At 70.2% G+C, this 17,904-nt stretch carries 16 protein-coding genes; 8 read left to right on the top strand and 8 right to left on the bottom strand.

Features of this window, described 5'->3' with window-relative positions; genetic code table 11:
- The 4 genes from E1266_RS24985 to E1266_RS24970 form a co-directional block, all read left to right on the top strand.
- Positions 1 to 1,264: OmpA family protein (locus E1266_RS24985; RefSeq protein WP_132050934.1), on the top strand; the 1,264-nt coding region annotated here is incomplete at its 5' end.
- Between the two features lie 91 nt (positions 1,265 to 1,355).
- Positions 1,356 to 1,598, top strand: coding sequence for a DUF6458 family protein (locus E1266_RS24980; protein WP_132050932.1), 243 nt, complete (start codon positions 1,356 to 1,358; stop codon positions 1,596 to 1,598).
- Positions 1,599 to 1,707: 109 nt separating this feature from the next.
- The gene (locus tag E1266_RS24975) at positions 1,708 to 2,244 is read left to right on the top strand and encodes a hypothetical protein (RefSeq protein WP_132050930.1); all 537 of its coding nucleotides are present in this window, start codon (positions 1,708 to 1,710) and stop codon (positions 2,242 to 2,244) included.
- A 117-nt stretch (positions 2,245 to 2,361) separates the two neighbouring features.
- Positions 2,362 to 3,702 carry a hypothetical protein gene (locus E1266_RS24970; RefSeq protein WP_132050928.1) on the top strand — a complete coding sequence of 447 codons (1,341 nt, stop codon included), beginning with the start codon at positions 2,362 to 2,364 and terminating at the stop codon, positions 3,700 to 3,702.
- 12 nt (positions 3,703 to 3,714) lie between these two features.
- Here E1266_RS24970 and E1266_RS24965 read toward each other — a convergent pair whose 3' ends face one another.
- The 5 genes from E1266_RS24965 to E1266_RS24945 form a co-directional block, all read right to left on the bottom strand.
- Complete coding sequence (locus E1266_RS24965; RefSeq protein ID WP_132050926.1) at positions 3,715 to 4,002, bottom strand: YrhK family protein; 288 nt, start codon at positions 4,000 to 4,002, stop codon at positions 3,715 to 3,717.
- A gap of 121 nt (positions 4,003 to 4,123) precedes the next feature.
- On the bottom strand, positions 4,124 to 5,548 hold the full coding sequence (locus tag E1266_RS24960) for a dihydrolipoamide acetyltransferase family protein (protein WP_207945898.1): 1,425 nt from the start codon (positions 5,546 to 5,548) through the stop codon (positions 4,124 to 4,126).
- Between the two features lie 5 nt (positions 5,549 to 5,553).
- A complete protein-coding gene (locus E1266_RS24955) occupies positions 5,554 to 6,531 on the bottom strand; it encodes an alpha-ketoacid dehydrogenase subunit beta (protein WP_132050922.1) in 978 nt (325 codons plus the stop codon).
- A complete protein-coding gene (gene pdhA / locus E1266_RS24950; RefSeq protein WP_207945897.1) occupies positions 6,528 to 7,658 on the bottom strand; it encodes a pyruvate dehydrogenase (acetyl-transferring) E1 component subunit alpha in 1,131 nt (376 codons plus the stop codon). Before pdhA ends, E1266_RS24955 begins: the two co-directional genes overlap by 4 nt.
- 247 nt (positions 7,659 to 7,905) lie before the next feature.
- Entirely contained in the window at positions 7,906 to 9,525 is a 1,620-nt protein-coding gene (locus E1266_RS24945; RefSeq protein WP_132050918.1) for a hypothetical protein, read from the bottom strand.
- A gap of 96 nt (positions 9,526 to 9,621) precedes the next feature.
- On the opposite strand from E1266_RS24945, the gene purS reads away from it, so the two are divergent.
- From purS to purL, 4 genes are all read left to right on the top strand, one after another.
- The gene (purS, locus tag E1266_RS24940; protein ID WP_131984582.1) at positions 9,622 to 9,864 is read left to right on the top strand and encodes a phosphoribosylformylglycinamidine synthase subunit PurS; all 243 of its coding nucleotides are present in this window, start codon (positions 9,622 to 9,624) and stop codon (positions 9,862 to 9,864) included.
- A 306-nt stretch (positions 9,865 to 10,170) separates the two neighbouring features.
- The gene (locus tag E1266_RS24935) at positions 10,171 to 10,569 is read left to right on the top strand and encodes an ATP-binding protein (protein WP_243718837.1); all 399 of its coding nucleotides are present in this window, start codon (positions 10,171 to 10,173) and stop codon (positions 10,567 to 10,569) included.
- A 98-nt stretch (positions 10,570 to 10,667) separates the two neighbouring features.
- Complete coding sequence (gene purQ, locus E1266_RS24930) at positions 10,668 to 11,348, top strand: phosphoribosylformylglycinamidine synthase subunit PurQ (protein WP_132050914.1); 681 nt, start codon at positions 10,668 to 10,670, stop codon at positions 11,346 to 11,348.
- Positions 11,349 to 12,049: 701 nt separating this feature from the next.
- Positions 12,050 to 14,344 (top strand): phosphoribosylformylglycinamidine synthase subunit PurL, encoded by a 2,295-nt coding sequence (gene purL, locus E1266_RS24925; RefSeq protein ID WP_132050936.1) that lies wholly within the window; start codon positions 12,050 to 12,052, stop codon positions 14,342 to 14,344.
- 263 nt (positions 14,345 to 14,607) lie between these two features.
- On the opposite strand, the gene E1266_RS24920 is transcribed toward purL, so the two are convergent.
- The 3 genes from E1266_RS24920 to E1266_RS24910 all read right to left on the bottom strand — a co-directional run bounded on the left by E1266_RS24920 (position 14,608) and on the right by E1266_RS24910 (position 17,794).
- A complete protein-coding gene (locus E1266_RS24920) occupies positions 14,608 to 15,573 on the bottom strand; it encodes a hypothetical protein (protein ID WP_243718835.1) in 966 nt (321 codons plus the stop codon).
- A 147-nt stretch (positions 15,574 to 15,720) separates the two neighbouring features.
- Positions 15,721 to 16,884, bottom strand: a complete 1,164-nt coding sequence (locus E1266_RS24915; protein WP_132050910.1) for a S8 family peptidase — start codon at positions 16,882 to 16,884, stop codon at positions 15,721 to 15,723.
- 136 nt (positions 16,885 to 17,020) lie between these two features.
- Positions 17,021 to 17,794 carry a hypothetical protein gene (locus E1266_RS24910; protein ID WP_132050908.1) on the bottom strand — a complete coding sequence of 258 codons (774 nt, stop codon included), beginning with the start codon at positions 17,792 to 17,794 and terminating at the stop codon, positions 17,021 to 17,023.
- Between the last annotated feature and the right edge of the window lie 110 nt (positions 17,795 to 17,904).

Raw genomic sequence — 17,904 nt, 5'->3', positions numbered from 1 at the left:
CGTCAAGGAGGGGCTGTTCGGTGGGGCGGGCGCGATGCTGCGCGCTCGTGTTCAGATCAAGGGTGTTGAGCGCCGGGGTGACAAATCGGTGCTGCGGTACAGCGTGACGTCCCTGGACTCGTCCAGGAAGTTCCTGACGTTCGCGGTCGACCTGATTGATCCGGTGGGGCGCCTGCTCTACAAGTCCACCGGGGCCACGGGTGGGGAGGGCTTTGAGCCCGGTGAAGCTCGCGAGATGACGGCCGAGTACCCGGCCATTCCGCGGAGCGTCGCGAAGGTCACCGCGATAACGCAGGGTACGGCCGGCGAGTTCACCGGCATTCCCGTGACCGGTCCCGACGATGCGTCCGCCGCGTCCCTGGCGCGACTGCGTGGCAATCCGGTGGAGCTGTACTCCATCACCGAAGGTGAGGACAGGGACGTCACGACGAGCGGCCATCGGGTGACGGTTGGTCTCCACGCGGATGCGGTGTTCGAGAAGAGCTCCGCTAATTTGGCCAGGCGTGCTGGGACCTTGCTGGACGAGATCGCGCGGGAGATTAAGGCGAAGGCCGTCGGCTCGCTGAATTTCGAGGGGCACACCGACAGCGGCGGGGATGACACCGCCAACGTGGAGTTGTCCAAAGAGCGCGCCGAGGCCGTTATGCGTGAGATGAAGTCCCGGCTCGGGGACGGGTTCTCCTACACGGCGAGTGGCAGGGGAGCTGCGGAGCCCATCGCCGTGGAGGACGATGCCGAGGCCCGCGAGCGCAACCGCCGGGTCGAGATCACGTACGAGGTGAAGCGGCCGGAGACGGCTAGCCCGAAAACCGCGCCCGCCGACTTCCGGCGGTGGGACGGGAAGAAAGTCGCCAGTCGCTCGGCGGAGTTCGGAGACGCCAAGCGGCGCATCGACGTCAAGCCCTTCTACCGGGACGGCGCCTACATCGTCGCCGTGTTCGACGTCGTCAACGAAGGTCCGGGGCTCACTCCGCCGGACGCGTCCTACGCGCACCGGGACTATCCGGGAGGCGTGTTCACCTCCTTCTCCGTCCGGGTGCCGGGGAGCAAGGACGTCTACCGCACCGTCCGGATCGGCACCGTGACGCCCGGGGCCACGGGCGCCTACGTCGACCCGGGACGCGTTGTCGGCGAGGCCGAGGAGTACGAGACCGTCCGCGGCTTCGCCTACCTTCCCGCCCCGCCTGGCAAGGTCACTTCCGTCACTTTTGACGCCGGGCCTTTCGGAAAAGTCGACAACGTCCCGGTACGGCAGGGCGGCTGACAACGATCCCGCGCGCCCGCCGACGTGTGACCGGAGATCGAAACGGATAGTTAAAGAACACGGCCAAGGATCGTCCGGCGGAGGTCATCGCATGGGTGTCGGCGTCAGTGTTTTCTTGATCACGCTCGGACTGATCCTCAAGTTCGCGATCCAACCGGATGCGATGACGGACCCGGTGGACATTCACATCATCGGCGTCATCCTGATCATCGTCGGCGGGGTGACGTTCGCGCTCCAGCTCCTGATGATGTCCCGGATGCAGCAGCGTCAGCCCCGCTTCCCATCGGGACGGGACGAACGCACCTATGACGGCGACAACCCGCCCCGTCCCTGAGGTGACGCCCCCTCGCCCTTCCTGACGCCCGGGTCTCGATTGCCCGGGATTGAACGGATTGCCGTGCGCGCGCATCCAACCGGTGATCCCGGCTTCGAGGAGGCGCCCCGTGACCGCTCTGATCGTCATGTGCTTCGTGCTGGCGGCCGTCTTCTTCGTGCTCGGGTGCATGGATCAGCGGAAGCTCTACTGGAAGACCGCGGCCTGGCAGTACCGCCGCCCCGAGGCCAACGAGCCGTCCGAGGCCGCGCACGTCTTCAACCGGATCGGCCTGTTCCTCGGTGCGGCCATGATGCTCGTCCTCGCCGCCGTCCTCAACGCCGCCGACGCGTCGAGCACCTACTCGACGGCGCAGGTGCGCTCCGTCGCGTCCTCCGCGGCGTCCGACCTGAACCAGGGGACGCAGTCCGGGATCGGTTCGTCGTTCCGCGCGTCGTCCGACCTGTACGACGCCGTGAACGAGCACGGCGGCGGCAACGTGAAGATCCGCTCGGCCGGCAGCGGCGAGTACGAGCTGACGAACCGCGACGGCGAGAACCCCGTCTGCCTCACCGTCACCGTGGACAACGACCTGAACATCGGCGGCGGCATCGGCGAGCCCTGGAGCCACTCGGTCAGCACGTCCGTCAACGACGGCGCCTGCTGACTCGCCCGACCTTCGGTCCGACTCACCGGAGGTGACCTCCGCTGAAGATGGCGAGGCGCTACGGCGGTGACTACTGTGGCCTCCGTCTCCCGCCCGCCACTCCTCGACGGATGACCGATGCGCCGCGTTCCCACCCTGGCCGCCTCCCTTTCCGGGCTGCTGCTCCTCACCGGCTGCGCGAATGACGGGCCGGTGAAAGTCGATCCGCCGACGGCCGGGGCCGGTGGCTCCGCCCGTCCCGCGAACGCCACGGGGACGTTCGCCAAAGAGGGCTGGTTCGGCAGCGCGGACGGGTTGCATGCGCGCGTCGAGATCAAGGGCATCGAGCGGCAGGGTGCCAAGTCGGTACTGCGCTACAGCGTGACCTCTATGGACACGGCCACGAAGTCCGTCATGTTCGCCATCGACCTGCTCGACCCGGTCGGACGCCGGCTGTACCGGCCGACCGGATCCACGAGCGGGGACGGCTTCGCGCCCGGCACGACCCGCGAGATGGCCGCCGAGTACCCGGCCCTCCCGCCGGACGTCACGAAGCTCACCGTCCTCACGCCGGGCTCGGCGGGGGAGTTCACCGGCATCCCCGTGACGGGCACGGCCACCGCGTCGCCATCGGGCTCCGCACTGCCAACGGCCACCGCACCGCCGCCGGGCGCCGAGCCGGGAGGCAGCGCCCCGCCGGGGGTCGGCGCCGGGGTGGACGCGGGTACCGACGAGGGGACCGGGACCGAGCCGGAGGCGGGCGTCGAGGCGGAGACCGCAACCGATGGGCCGTCCGGCGCCCCGACCGGGGCGGGCACCCCGACGATCACGGCGAGCGCGGGTACGGAGCCGTCTCCGGGGTCGTCGCCCGGACCCGGGAACCCCGTCGTGTTGCACGACATCATCGAGAAGGAGACCGGGGACGCATCGTCCAGCCCCTCGCCCGGAGCCTCGTCGAGCGGCTCGGCCAGTGCTTCGGCCAGTTCGTCCGCCACGTCCAGTCCGTCCGCCACGGCGAGCGATGGAGCCGCCGGTACGCCCGCGGATTTCCGGCCGGAGGACGGTGAGAAGGTCGCCAGCCGATCGACGAAGTTCGGCGAGGCCAAGCGGCGCATGGACGTCAAGCCCTTCTACCGGGACGGCGCCTACATCGTCGCCGTGTTCGACATCGTCAACGAAGGCCCAGGCCCCACTCCACCGGACGCGTCCTACCCCCACACGGACTACCCGGGGGGTGTGTTCACCGCGTTCTCCATCAAGGTGAAGGGAGGCATGGACGTCTATCGCGCCGTCCGCATCGGTCCCGGGACGCCGGGCGCCCCCGGCTCCTACCTCGCCCCTGGACGCGCCGTCTTCACCACCGAGGTGAACCAGCCCGTCCGCGGCTTCGTCTACCTCCCCGCCCCGCCCGGAAACGCCTCCTCCGTCACCTTCGACGCCGGCCCCTTCGGCACGTTCGACGACGTCCCGGTGCAGTGACCCGGGCGCCCCTCAGAAGTCCATCGAGGACTCGTGCGATCCGGCCATGCCGTCCCCATACCGCCTCTGCAGGTGGAAGCGGCGGCTCAACCGGATCGTCGGGCGCATGAGGAACATGACCGACCCGATCACGAACAGGCACTTCGCGGCGAAGGTGGTCGACTCCGGGAAGAACAGCGCGCTGCCCACCAGGAACAGCAGCGCGGCCCCGAAGTCATTGGCGATCGAGAGCGTCTCGTAGCGTCGGCGGATCACCAGTTCGTCCGGTCCGATGCGGAGGTGGATCGAGGAATCTGCCATGGGGCGAGACTATGAAACCGGTGGCGTAACGCCTGGTCAATGAGCTTCGCGGTACAGCAAAGTGCGGGGCCGGTGCCGCCCGCGGCACCGGCCCCGACGAATCCGGTTACGACCAGTCCGGTTACGACCAGGCGAGCATGCGGATGGGGTCCTCCAGCATGTCGCCGACGTCGCGGAGCACCCGCGACCCCAGCTCGCCGTCCACGATCCGGTGGTCGAACGACAGCGACAGCGTGGTGACCTTCCGGATCGCCAGCTCGCCCTCGTGCACCCACGGCATGTCCCTGATCTGGCCGAACGCCAGGATCGCGGCCTCACCGGGGGTGAGGATCGGGGTCCCGGTGTCCACGCCGAACACGCCCACGTTCGTGATCGTGATCGTCCCGTCGGACAGGTCGGCGGGCGTCGCCTTCCCGGCGCGGGCCTTCTCGGTCAGCTCGCCGAGCGCGCGGGCCAGGCCGGGCAGGTCGAGGTCCTGCGCCTCCTTCACCTTCGGGACGATCAGGCCGCGGTCGGTGGCCGCCGCGATCCCGAGGTTCACGTAGCGCTTGACGACGATCTCCGCGCCGGACGGCCCGTCCACCCAGGTCGCGTTGACCTCCGGGTGCCGCGCCACGGCGGTGAGCAGGGCCCGCGCCACCAGCAGCAGCGGGGACACCTTCACGTCCGCGAACTCGGGCAGCTCGCGGAGCCGCTTCACGGTCTCCATCGTCCGCGTCACGTCCACCTGGAGGAACTCGGTGACGTGCGGGGCGGTGAACGCCGAGCCGGACATCGCCGCCGCGGTCGCCTTGCGGACGCCCTTGACCGGCCTCCGCTCCTCCCGCGGCCCCGCCTGCGCGGGCACCGGCGGCGCCTGCGGCTCGACCTGGGTTCCGGCCTGGGCGGCGAGGACGTCCTCGCGCGTGATCGAGCCCTGCGGGCCCGTCCCGGTGATGGCGGCGAGGTCCACGCCGAGGTCCTTGGCCATCTTCCGGACCGGCGGCTTGGCGAGCGGCAGCCCGTTGCCCCCGGGCTGGGGGCGAGGCGCGGGCGGCGCGACCGGTGCCGGTGCGGGGGCCTGCGGCGGCGCGGGAGGGGCCGGCGCCTGCTGGGCGTGCGGCGGGGCGCCGTTGGCGGACTTGCGCGGGCGGCGCTTCGTCGCGCCCTCCTTGACCCCGTACCCCACGAGGACGGGCTGGCGCTTCGGCGGCGCCTCCGGCGACACCATGCCCGGCTCCTCGACACGCGGCACGGCGTCCTGCTTGATCGCCGCGGCCTGCGCCGGGGGGTCGGACACCGGCGTCGCCACGCTGCCGCCGCCGTCGGCGTCCACCGAGATGATGGGCTTGCCGACGTCGACGGTCTCGCCCTCGGTGGCCATCAGCTCGGTCACCACGCCCTCGAACGGGCACGGCAGCTCGACGATCGCCTTCGCCGTCTCGATCTCGACGATGGTCTGGTTGATCTCGACGGTGTCGCCGGGCTGGACGTGCCACTTCACGATCTCGGCCTCGGTCAGGCCCTCGCCCACGTCCGGCAGGTTGAAGATCTTCGGCTGGCTCACCGGCGTCACCACGCGAAGGTTCGGTCGACCGCGTCCAGGATGCGATCGAGGTCGGGCAGGTAGTGGTCCTCGACGCGCGAGGGCGGGTACGGCGTGGAGAACCCGCCGACCCGCAGTACCGGCGACTCCAGCCGGTAGAAGCAGTTCTCGGTGATCCGCGCCGCCAGTTCGGCGCCGAAACCGCTGAACACCGGGGCCTCGTGGACGACGACGCAGCGCCCCGTCCGGTTGACCGAGTCGACCACGGTGCCGAGGTCGAGCGGGTTCAGCGAGCGCAGGTCGATGACCTCCAGCGAACGGCCCTCCTCGGCGGCCGCGGCGGCGGCCTCCAGGCAGGTCTTCACGGACGGCCCGTACGCCAGCACGGTCACGTGGTCGCCCGGCTGGACGACCTTGGCCTGGTGGAGCGGCGTCCAGTCGGACGAGTCGACGTCCACCTCCGCCTTCTCCCAGTACCGCCGCTTCGGCTCGAAGAAGATCACCGGGTCGGGGGACGCGATCGACTGCTGGATCATCGAGTAGGCGTCCACCGGGTTCGAGCACGCGACCACCCGCAGCCCGGCCGTGTGCGTGAAGTACGCCTCGGGGGACTCGGAGTGGTGCTCGACCGCGCCGATGCCGCCGCCGCAGGGGATCCGGACGACGACCGGCAGCGACACCGCGCCGAGCGACCGCATCCGCATCTTGGCGAGCTGGGTGATGATCTGGTCGGCGGCCGGGAACACGAACCCGTCGAACTGGATCTCGCAGACGGGCCGGTAGCCGCGCAGCGCCAGCCCGATCGCCGTGCCGATGATGCCCGACTCTGCGAGCGGCGTGTCTATGACGCGTTCCTCGCCGAAGTCCTTCATCAGCCCGTCGGTGATCCGGAAGACCCCGCCGAGCTTCCCGACGTCCTCGCCCATCACGAGGACCTTCGAGTCGTTCTCCATGGCCTTGCGCAGGCCCTCGTTCATCGCCTTGCCGAGGGTCAGGGTGGTCACTTCGACTCCTCCTCGAACGACGCCAGGTAGGCGGCGAACTGCTCCTGCTCCTCGGTCATCAGCGGATGCCGCTCCGCGTACACGTGGTCGAACATGGACATCGGATCCGGGTCCGGCAGCGCCAGGCACGCCTCGCGCAGTTCCCGGGCCAGCTGCTTGGCCTCGTCCTCCACCTTGTCGAAGAACCCCGAGTCGGCGAGGTCGTTGCGCACCAGGTACGCCTTGACGCGCTCGATGGGGTCCTTGAGCTTCCACGCCTCCTCTTCGGCCTTGAGCCGGTAGCGCGTGGGGTCGTCCGTCGTGGTGTGGGCGCCCATCCGGTAGGTGAACGCTTCGATGAGCGTGGGGCCCTGCCCGGTGCGGGCGTTCTCCAGCGCCTTCCTGGTCACGGCGAGGCAGGCGAAGACGTCGTTGCCGTCCACGCGCAGGCCCGGGAAGCCGAAGCCGTTTGCCCGCTTGTAGAGGGGGATCCTGGTCTGCCGCTCCAGCGGCTCGGAGATGGCCCACTGGTTGTTCTGGCAGAAGAACACGATGGGGGCGTTGAACACCGAGGCGAACACGAACGACTCGTTCACGTCGCCCTGCGAGGTCGCCCCGTCGCCGAAGTAGGCGATCGTCGCACCCGCCGACGGCGTGCCCAGGACGCCGTCCCGCTGGACGCCCATCGCGTACCCGGTGGCGTGCAGCGTCTGGCTGCCGATCACGATGGTGTACAGGTGGAAGCCGTGCTCGGCGGGGTCCCACCCGCCGTGGTTGACGCCGCGGAACAGGCCGAGCAGGTTCAGCGGCTCGACGTTCCGGCACCACGCCACGCCGTGCTCCCGGTACGTCGGGAACACCATGTCGTGCTCGGTGAGCGCGCGGCCCGAGCCGATCTGCGCCGCCTCCTGCCCGAGCAGCGACGCCCAGATGCCGAGCTCGCCCTGCCGGGTGAGCGCCACGGACTCCAGGTCGATCCGCCGCACGATGACCAGGTCGCGGTAGAGGTCGCGCACTTCCTCGGCGCTGAGGTCCAGGGGGTAGTCGGGATGCTCGACGCGCTCGCCCTCGGGGGTGAGCAGCTGGATGAGCTCTGGCTCGGCGAGCTCGGTCGTGTCGGGCGCGCCGCGCACGGAGTCGATCGTCATCGATGACACTCCTCGTTCGGGGCCGTCACGCGGGATCGCCGCGCGTTCGGCCGATGTCCGCGGCCTCCGGGCCCCGGTAAGGGACGAAAGCCGCATATGCCATCGTGGCAGACATCACACCTTACGATGCAAGTCCCGCCATGCAGGTCCTACCCCGAGCGCCGTCCTTTGATCCAAACGAGCCCTGGCCAGGCACGCCCCGCACCCGGACGTGATTCGCGCCACCCGCCCGAGGTGGGGACGGGCCTCACTCGCGGGAGAGCGCCCGGCTGGCTCCGGCGGCGACGGTCAGCCCGAGGATCAGGCCGGCGACGACGATGAAGTTCGCGATCCACTGGTGGACGCCCTTGGGCGCGAACACCCTCTCCTGGCCGAGGTCGCCGATGGGCAGGATCAGGTCGAGGGTGTAGAAGAACGCGTTGAAGTGCGGGCTGTCGTCGGCGTTCAGCACCGGCGGGTTCTCCAGGGAGAAGACGACCGTCCCGAACACGAGCAGCCCGATCAGCCAGCTCGCCGCGCGGAACGGACGGTAGCCGTAGCCGACGAGGACGTCCTGCAGCCAGCCGACGATCTTGCGGGGCAGCCCCTGGGTCCCGCGGCGGTCCCGGGCCTTCGCGAGCAGCACGTAGCGGCCGTCGGAGTCCAGGCCGAGGGACCGGTAGGCCAGCGCAAGGCGCTCGTAGGGCTGCGGCGCGTACCCGTCGGTGTCGCGGTGCAGCCAGTCCAGCCGCTCGCGGGCCGTCAGCGGCGGTTCGAGCGTCTCGTACTGCAGGCCGTCGAGCTGGAGGCGCTCCGGCCACGAGGCGGCGTCGTCGCGCAGCAGGCTGATGCGCGCGTAGGACAGGTCGGCGATGCCCCTGATCGGCTCGGCGGTGCGGAGCAGCAGCTCCTCCGCCTGGATGCGCTGGACGCTGAGCGCCGTCCCCTCCTCGTTGCGCAGGTGGGCGCCGCGGAGGCTGAGCTGGCCGGTGACGCGGGCGCCGGCGAAGGAGACGGCGCCGGTGGCAGTGAACCCGTCCGAGCAGTACACGTCGGTCTCTACGGCGAGGTCGTCGGCGTTCAGGGCGGTCTTCCCGGGCGCCGACAGCCGCGCCCCCACGAAGGACAGGTAGCCGCCGACGCGGGCGCCGCGGAGCCGGATCTCGCCCTCGGCGCTGAACCCGCCGTCGCAGAACACGTTCGCGGCCACGTCCAGGCGGCTCGCGTACAGGGCGGCGCCGGCCGGGTTGTGCAGCCGCGCCCCCCGGAAGATCAGCTGGCCGCCCACCCGGGCGCCGGGCAGCCGGACCTCGCCGCTGGCCGCGAACCCCTGGTCGCAGTAGACGTTGGCCTCGACGGTGAGGCGGTCGGCGAGCAGCGCGTCCCCTCCGGGGTTGGACAGCTGGACCCCCGACATGTTCAGGATGCCGGTGATGTTCGCGCCGTCCAGCCACAGGCCGCCCGTGATGCGGCTGCCCTCCAGCCACAGGTGCCCGTCGACCCGCGTACCGGACGCTATGAGACCGGGCAGGCGGCACCGCATCAGGTGGACGCTGTTCATGCTCGCCCAGTACAGGTGCGGGGCCTCGTCGAACGAGCACCCCGTGAGCGCCAGGGGGACGCTGACCTCCGCGTGGCCCAGGTTCAAGGAGCCGATGACGCGGGCCCCGGCGAGCCGGACCGCGGCGACCTCGCCCGGCTGCGGCTCCACGGCGCCGACGAGCAGCGCGACGAGCACCTCGGCCCTGACTATCCGCTCCCGTCCCCAGCGGTCGGCCTGCGCGATGTCGTCGTAGTCGGGGTCGCCCGACGACAGGTCGACGGATTCGCCCTTCGGGAACGCATCCCAAAGGCGGCGTTCCGGGGGAGTCAGGTCCTCGACGTTCATCGGGCGGCTCCGGGGGGTGCGGATGGGTCGTGATGGGCAATGTTGCCGTACGCTTCAGGATCGTAAGGAAAAGCGCAGACCAGTGAGGGGGCGGTCGTGGCGCGTGTCGTCGTGGACGTCATGCTCAAGCCGGAGATCCTCGACCCGCAGGGGCAGGCGATCGCCCGGAAACTGCCGCAGCTGGGTTTCGACGGGGTGGTCGCGGTCCGGCAGGGCAAGCGGTTCGAGGTGGAACTGGAGGGGGAGGCCGACGAGGCCGCCCTGGAGCGGGTCGGCAAGATCGCCGAGACCCTGCTCGCGAACCCCGTCATCGAGAACTACGAGGTTCGCGTTCTCTGACCGGAAATGGCCTGGAATGCCGATCGGCTTCGGGGTCTATCCGGCGCGCTGATTTGGCGCGTTCCATCCGTTCGTGCGGGCTTTCCGGGGCCCGTGCGCCATTGCGCCGGGCGGACGGGATTTGGCGAAGCGACCCGTGAGTATAGCGATTACGGAAGATTCCGCCGGGGAAGTGTTAGCTGCGTCGAGTCGTCGAGCACGCTCCGGGGACCGGGGGAACGGCCAGGAAGCCCGGGGCATACACGAGGTGTCCGGGTGGATATGCGGTTCTCGCTCTCGCTCCCACGCGAAGCGCCCAGCATCCCGGTGGTCCGGCGAGTGGCGGGGGACGCGCTGCGCGGGCTGGGCGTCACCGAGGACTGCGTCGGCGACATTCTGGTCGCCACCTCCGAGGCGTGCACCAACGCCGTCCAGCACGCCCGCGGGTCCGGTGAGTACCAGGTCACAATGCACGTGGACGAGGCCGACTGTGTGCTCGAAATCATGGACCGCGGCCACGGCCCCCGCACCGCGGCCCCCGTGGATCGCGGGATGTTGAGCGAGTCCGGCCGCGGGCTTAGGATCATGCGGGCCCTTGTGGACGAACTGGACATCGACCCCTCGTCCGACCGGGGCACCGTCGTTCACCTGCGGAAGCGGCTGAGCTGGCGGGACGAGGCACTGGTCCGGCGCCTCGACCGCAAACTCATGCACAGCGCCGGGTAGATTGGAAGCCGCGCGCGGGGGAAAGCGACGCGCAGCGGGGTGATCGGCGGAGGAGATACCGCCCGTTCCGGTGCCCCTCATTCGGAGGAACAGAAGAGATGGATGCTGCCCGGGTCGGGATCATCACCTTCCCCGGTTCTCTCGACGACAAGGACGCCGCGCGAGCCGTGCGACTTGCCGGAGCCGAGCCGGTCGCCCTTTGGCACGGAGACCATGACCTGCGGGGGGTCGACGCCGTCGTCCTGCCCGGCGGGTTCTCCTACGGGGACTACCTGCGCGCCGGGGCGATCGCCCGGTTCGCCCCGCTCATGACCGAACTGGTGGCCGCCGCCGAGGCGGGGCTGCCGGTCCTCGGCATCTGCAACGGCTTCCAGGTGCTGTGCGAGACGCACCTGCTGCCGGGCGCGCTGCTGCCGAACGCGGGCCTGCACTTCGTGTGCCGCGACCAGCGGCTGCGGGTGGAGAACGCCGACACCGTCTGGACGACCGAGTACCGGGAGGGCCAGGAACTGGTCATCCCGATCAAGAACCGGGACGGCCGCTACACCGCGGACCGGGAAACACTGACCGAACTCGCCTCCTCCGGACGGATCGTCGCCCGCTACCTCGACCTGAACCCCAACGGCTCCCAGGACGACATCGCCGGAATCTGCAACGAGGCCGGCAACGTGGTCGGGCTCATGCCGCACCCCGAGCACGCCGTGGAGTCACTGACCGGGCCGTCCACGGACGGTCTCGGCTTCTTCACGTCCATCGTCAAGAGACTGGTCAACGCATGAGCGAGCAACCTCACGCCTCTGGGCGCGCGACACGGGAATCCTCGGACGAGCCGTCGATGGAGTGGCTCGGCGAGCTGAAGTCCGACGCCGACGACCCAGAGCTCCAGCCGGTCGACCCCTCGGTCACCCAGGCGTTCGAGGCCATGCTGGAGGAGGCCAAGCCGGCCAAACCGGCCAAGCCCGGGGCGGTCCCGCCCGCGCCCCAGGCGTCTCCGCAGCCACTGGTGCCGCCGCCCGTGGTCGTCCCTGAGGCGCCCGCCCAGCCCCAGCCGGTCATCCAGGTGGACCCGGACGTCCAGGCCATGCTCCGGGCCGCTCAGCCCCTCCCGGGTGAGACGGAGGGGCCGGAGCAGGAGTTCGCCCGCGCCCTGGCCGAGGAGGGTCCCGCCGACCCCGCCATCACCCTGGCGGACCCGGTGACGCTCCCGAACCCCGGCTTGAACCAGTACGACCTGAACCAGCCCGACCTGAATCAGTACGACCTGAATCAGTACGACCTGAACCAGTACGCGCCGCCGCCGGTCGGCTCGGGCACCGGCCCGCAGCCGGCGGTCGGCACCGGCACGGGCCCGCAGCCCGCCGTGGGCCCCGGCTCCGGCCCGCAGCCCGTCCTCCGCCTCGACAGCGGCCCGCTCCCCGCGGTCGGCCCCGGCACGGGCCCCCAGCCCGCCGTCGGACGGGGAACGGGCCCGCAGCCCGCCATCGAGGCGACCGGCCCGGCCTACTACGGCACCGACACGGTGGCCATCGCGGCCGCGTCCCCCGAGCGCCCCCAGCCGTACGCCGAACTCGGGATGAACGACGAGGAGTACCGGCGCGTCCGCGAGATCCTCGGGCGCCGCCCCACGTCCGCCGAGCTGGCGATCTACTCGGTGATGTGGAGCGAGCACTGCTCCTACAAGAGCTCCAAGGTGCACCTCCGCCAGTTCGGTGAGAAGGCCCCGAAGACCGACAAGTTGCTCGTCGGTATGGGGGAGAACGCCGGCGTCGTGGACGTCGGCCAGGGCTGGGCGGTCACCTTCAAGGTGGAGTCGCACAACCACCCCTCCTACGTGGAGCCGTACCAGGGCGCCGCGACCGGCGTAGGCGGGATCGTCCGCGACATCATGTCGATGGGCGCACGTCCCATCGCCGTCATGGACTCGCTCCGGTTCGGCCCTGCCGACGCCCCCGACACCCAGCGCGTCCTCCCCGGCGTGGTGGCGGGCATCGGCGGCTACGCCAACTCGCTCGGCCTGCCCAACATCGGCGGCGAGACCGTCTTCGACGCCTGCTACGGGCAGAACCCGCTCGTCAACGCGCTGTGCGTCGGCGTGATGCGGCACGAGGACATCCAGCGCGCGGTCGCCCCGGGCCCCGGCAACAAGGTGATCCTGTTCGGCGCCCTGACCGGGCCGGACGGCATCGGCGGCGCGTCCGTCCTCGCCTCGGCGACGTTCGACGAGGAGTCCCACCAGAAGCGGCCGTCGGTCCAGGTGGGCGACCCGTTCATGGAGAAGCTGCTCATCGAGTGCTGCCTCGAGCTGTTCAACGAGGACCTCGTGGTCGGCATCCAGGACCTCGGCGCGGCCGGCGTCTCCTGCGCGACGACGGAGCTGGCCGCGGCCGGCACCGGCGGCATGCACGTCGACCTCGACACCGTCCCGCTCCGCGACGAGACGCTCCTCCCCGAGGAGATCCTCATGAGCGAGTCGCAGGAGCGGATGATGGCGGTCGTCACGCCCGACAAGGTCGACCGCTTCATGGAGATCTGCGCCCGCTGGGAGATCCCGGCCACGGTGATCGGCACGGTCACCGACACGGGCCGCCTGGTCATGACGTGGCGCGGCGAGACGATCGTCGACCTCCCGCCGACCACCGCCGCCGACGAGGGCCCGGTCTACAACCGGCCCCTGCAGCCCCCGGCCGACCTGGGCGCGCTGCAGTCCGACACACCGGGCCGCCTCACCCGCCCGTCCAACGGCGACGAGCTGCGCCGCACGGTCCTGTGGCTGGCGGGCTCTCCGAACCTCGCCAGCAAGACGTGGGTGACGTCCCAGTACGACCGGTACGTCCTCGGCAACACCGTCTTGGCGATGCCGGAGAACGCGGGCGTGGTCCGTATCGACGACGACTCCGGCCTGGGCATCGCGCTGTCCCTGGACGGGAACGGCCGCTACACCCGCCTCGACCCGTACGCGGGCGCGCAACTGGCCCTCTCCGAAGCGTTCCGCAACGTCGCCGCCACGGGCGCGCGGCCGCTGGCCGTCACCAACTGCCTCAACTTCGGCTCCCCGGAGGACCCGGGCGTCATGTGGCAGTTCGCCCGCGCGGTCGAGGGCCTGGCGGACGGCTGCCAGTACCTCGGCATCCCGGTCACGGGCGGCAACGTGAGCTTCTACAACCAGACCGGCTCCGCCCCCATCAACCCGACCCCTGTCGTAGGCGTCCTCGGCGTCCACGACGACGTGCGGCGCCGGGTGAACATGGGCCTCACCTCCGACGGCGCCACGCTCGCGCTGCTCGGCGAGACCCGCGAGGAGTTCGGCGGCTCGGAATGGGCCCACGTCGTCTACGGGCACCTGGGCGGCCTTCCCCCGCTCGTGGACCTCAAGGCAGAGACCGCGCTTGCCTCCGTCCTCGTCAACGCCATCCGCGACGGCCTGGTGACCGTCGTCCACGACCTGTCGGACGGCGGCCTCTCCCAGACCCTGGTGGAGTCGTGCCTCCGCGGCAGCCTCGGCGCCCGCATCACCCTGCCGGGCGACCCGTTCGTCGCCCTGTTCAGCGAGTCGGTGGCCCGCGCCATGGTCGCCGTCCGCCCCGGCGCCGAAGCCCGCCTCGCGGCCCTCTGCGAGTCCGCGGGCATCCCCGTGACCCAGATCGGCGTGGCGGGCGGAGACTCCCTGACCGTAACGGGCCACGGCCCAGACGGCGACCAACAGGAACTCTTCAGCATCCCCCTGTACGAACTACGCGAAGCCCACGAACGAACCCTCCCCAGCTACGCCGACTAACCCCACAACGAAAGAAGGGCGCCCGCACTGACGCGGGCGCCCTTCGCGCTTCTAATGAAGATCCCCGGCCGGAGGAGGCTGGGACCATGGGATTCTGCCGACTCCGAGACGTAACCGGGAGCGGCTCCGTACCCACCCTCCCTGAGCCGCGGCCCCAAACGGGTACGGCCGATCCCACGAATGACCCGGCGTACTGCACTTCGGCGTGAGTGCCCTGGACGTGTCCGCTAGGGGCTGCGGCCCTGGTCGGAGGGCCTGCACGCTTAGAAGACCGAGATGTGGACGTGGTCGTAGTGGTTGGCGGTGTTGCCGCCTCGGTTCTCCATCATGCGCCAGCCGGGGCTGCGCATGTCGTAGATGCGTTGGCGCCAGATGACGTATTTGATGCCTAGGGCGCCGGCGTGGGAGATGGCGTATTCGGCCACCTGGTCGCCCTGGGTTCGGGCGCTGCCGCCGGCCATGACGCCGCCGGTCGTGACCATGAAGTCGCAGGCGTGGCCGGTGCCGTGGTCCTGGGGGTCGCCGGTGCTGCGGACGCAGCCGATGGTGGGGAAGGGGCCGAACTCGAGGTCGAGGGTGTTCTTGGTCTTGAGCATGCGGGGGGTGACGCCGCCCATGCCGGTGCTCGGCGACTCGGGCTTGTACCGCTTGACCAGGGACTGGATCTTGGTCTTGCGGCTCCGGAGGTCCTGGATCTCCTTCTTGACCTCGGCCATCTTCGCCTCGGCCTGCTTCTTCGCCTGGACCTGGTCGTTGACGAGCTTCTGGATCTGCTCGACCTTCGTGGCCTGGTTCTGGGCGAGGTGGCTGACGAGGCTGGCGTTGCTGAGGAGTTCGCTCGGGTCGGCGGACGACAGGAAGGTGACCGTGGGGTCCTCGCCGTTCATCATGTACTTGGTGGCGGCGAAGCGGGCTACGACGTCGCGGGCCTCGATCAGGTCCTTCTCCAGGACCCTCGACTTGAGGTGCGCCTTCTTGGCGGCGTACTGGGCGTCCTTGAGCTTGGCGAGGTCTCCGCCGAGCTCCTTCTCGAGCTGCTCGATCTGCTTGTTCAGCTTCGCGAACTTGGCGGCGTCGCCCGGGTCGAACGGCGCGGCGGCGGGTGCCGCGGCGCCGGCGGACGGTGTGGCGGTACCGAGCAGCGGCAGCGCGGTCGCGATCGCCACGAGAGCCAGGGCGGCGCGTCGTCCGGAACGCCTGCCAGTGGAGGCGGGGGTCTCCACGTGCATCTCCTCTCGTCACGGCCGAAGGTCAATGAACTTTAAAGAACCGTCTGTTGCCTCGCCAAGGCTAGACCCACGAGGCGGGTGAGGCGGTGCGAAGCGCTGGATGCCCGGCTCCTTGCCTGGGAGCCGGGCCATCCTACGTGACGCGACTCACAGGTTCGCCTTGTAGACGAGCCGGTTGGCCTGCTGGCGCAGGCGCTTCAGGCTACGCGTGGAGTTGTCGTTGAGCCACTTCTGCACTTGCGGGAACGTGGCGGTCTTGCGGGTGGACAGGTACAGGGCGGCTACTCCGCTGACGTGGGGGGCGGCCATGGAGGTCCCTGTGAGGCCCTTGTGGCCGCCTCCGGGCCATGTGGAGTAGATGCCGTATCCGGGGGCGTTGATGTCGACGCACTTGCCCCAGTTGGAGAACGTGGCGCGGTTGTCGTACTTGGTGGTGGCGCCCACCGTCATGACCCAGCCCGCACCGGACGGGGAGAACTTGCACGCGTCGGCGTTGCTGTTGCCCGCGGCGACCGAGACGAACACACCGGACTTGGACAGGTTCATGACCGCGGTGTTGAGGGCGTCCGACTTCGGTCCGCCGAGCGACAGGTTCGCCACGGCGGGCTTGGCGGCGTTGGTGCGCAGCCACTGGACGGCGGCGACCAGGTCCGACATCGAGCCGTCGCCCTTGCAGTCCAGGACGCGGAGGGCGCGGACCCTGACTCCCTTGGCGACGCCGTAGGTCTTGGCTCCGATGGTCCCCGCGACGTGGGTTCCGTGGCCGTTGCAGTCACGGCCGTCGCCGTTGAACCTGGGGGCCGTCCAGGCGATGGAGGCGCGGCCGCCGAAGTCCTTGTGCGTGACGTCCAGTCCGGTGTCGATGACGTAGGCGTTGACCCCGCTGCCGGTGGACTTGTACGTGTAGGTCTTGGAGTAGTTCCGGGACCGCTGGTCGATGCGGTCGAGGCCCCAGGGGAGCGGTGCCCGCTGGGTGCCGCTGATGGAGACGATCTGGTCCTGCTCGATCGCGGCGACGCGGTCGTCGCGGCGCAGCTTGCCGAGCTGCTCGCCGTTCAGGCGTGCGGAGAAGCCGTTCAGGACGCCGTCGAAGCGCTTGACGCCGGCCGCGTCGACCTTCTTGGCGGCCGCGTCGGTGGACGCGCCCGCCTTCAGCGTGACGATGTACTGGCCGGGGACCGGGGTGCCCTGCGCCGCCGTCACCTCCACGAGCGACTCCGAGTTGGCGGCGAGCACGGGGAACGCGGCGGCGCCTCCCAGGCAGGTCGCGACGACTCCGGCCAGCAGCAGCCTTCGGTGGGCAACCCGCAAGGCGGTCTCCTTCTCACCGGGAGCCCGCGCGCGGCGGCCCCACCACAAGATCGATGCTTCGAATGCGGAAGAACCTTAGCGGAACTATTGAGATATAGGACGGTAAATCGGACGGTTTCCCCGGTAGTGCCGGGGCTCAGCTGCGGATCAGCCTGCCTCCGTAGCCGAGGTTCGTCCCCGGCCGGCTCCACGTGTACTGCAGCGTCCCGTCCGGCTGCCGGGTGACCTGGACGACCCCGGGCGTGCACGGCTTTCCGACGGCCAGGGACATTTTCAGCGCGCTCTCCGTGCCCCTGGTCATGCTGAGCGTGCCCTCGCAACCTTCCCTGGGATAGATGGCGCGTCCCGTGGTACCGCCCACCTCGAAAGTGACCTCGACAGGGAACGAGGCATTGCGACTGGTGTTGACCAGCGTTCCCTTCCACGTCCCCCCGAAGGACGACGGGATCGTCGTCACCGGGCGGTTGTTGGAGGCGTTGGCGCTGTCCGGAGGTGGCCCGTCATCGGCCTTGAGCTGAGGCCACAGCACCAGCGCGATGATGGCGATTCCCACGCCGACGCCTATGAAGAGTGAGAGCGCGACACCGAGGACGTGGTTGCTGGGCCGCCGCATCTTGGCGAGGGACGCCAGGGGCGAGGAACCGCGTCCACCCTCGTCACGTCCCGACCCAAGGCCGGGGATGAGCGGGGCCGGGTCGGTGGTGGTCGGGTGGTCGTCAAGGTCGATCGCGTCGAAAGTGGCTGTCGGGTCTGGGCCGACCGCGTCGATCCGCATGGTCTGGTCGCTCCGGTCGGGTTGCCGCGGCGCGAACGCGTCGAACGTCGCGGTCTCCTCGAAGGCGGACGGGTCGAGGTCCGCGGCGAGGGGTGCGGGCTCAGGCTCGGATTCCTGCGGGCGTGAACGACGCACGCGCGAGAGCTTCCCCAGAAGAGGGAGCGCAGGCGACGGAGCGGTCTCCTCTGCAGAAGGCGAGGGGACGCCTGGGGGAGGGCCCGGTGGGAAGCCCGGTCCGGGCATAC

This window comes from Actinomadura sp. 7K534 (genome assembly GCF_004348575.1).
In the GTDB taxonomy this organism is placed as follows: Bacteria; Actinomycetota; Actinomycetes; order Streptosporangiales; family Streptosporangiaceae; genus Spirillospora; species Spirillospora livida.
The sequence above is the reverse complement of the archived record's forward strand: the minus strand, read 5'-3'. Positions and strand labels throughout refer to the sequence as shown.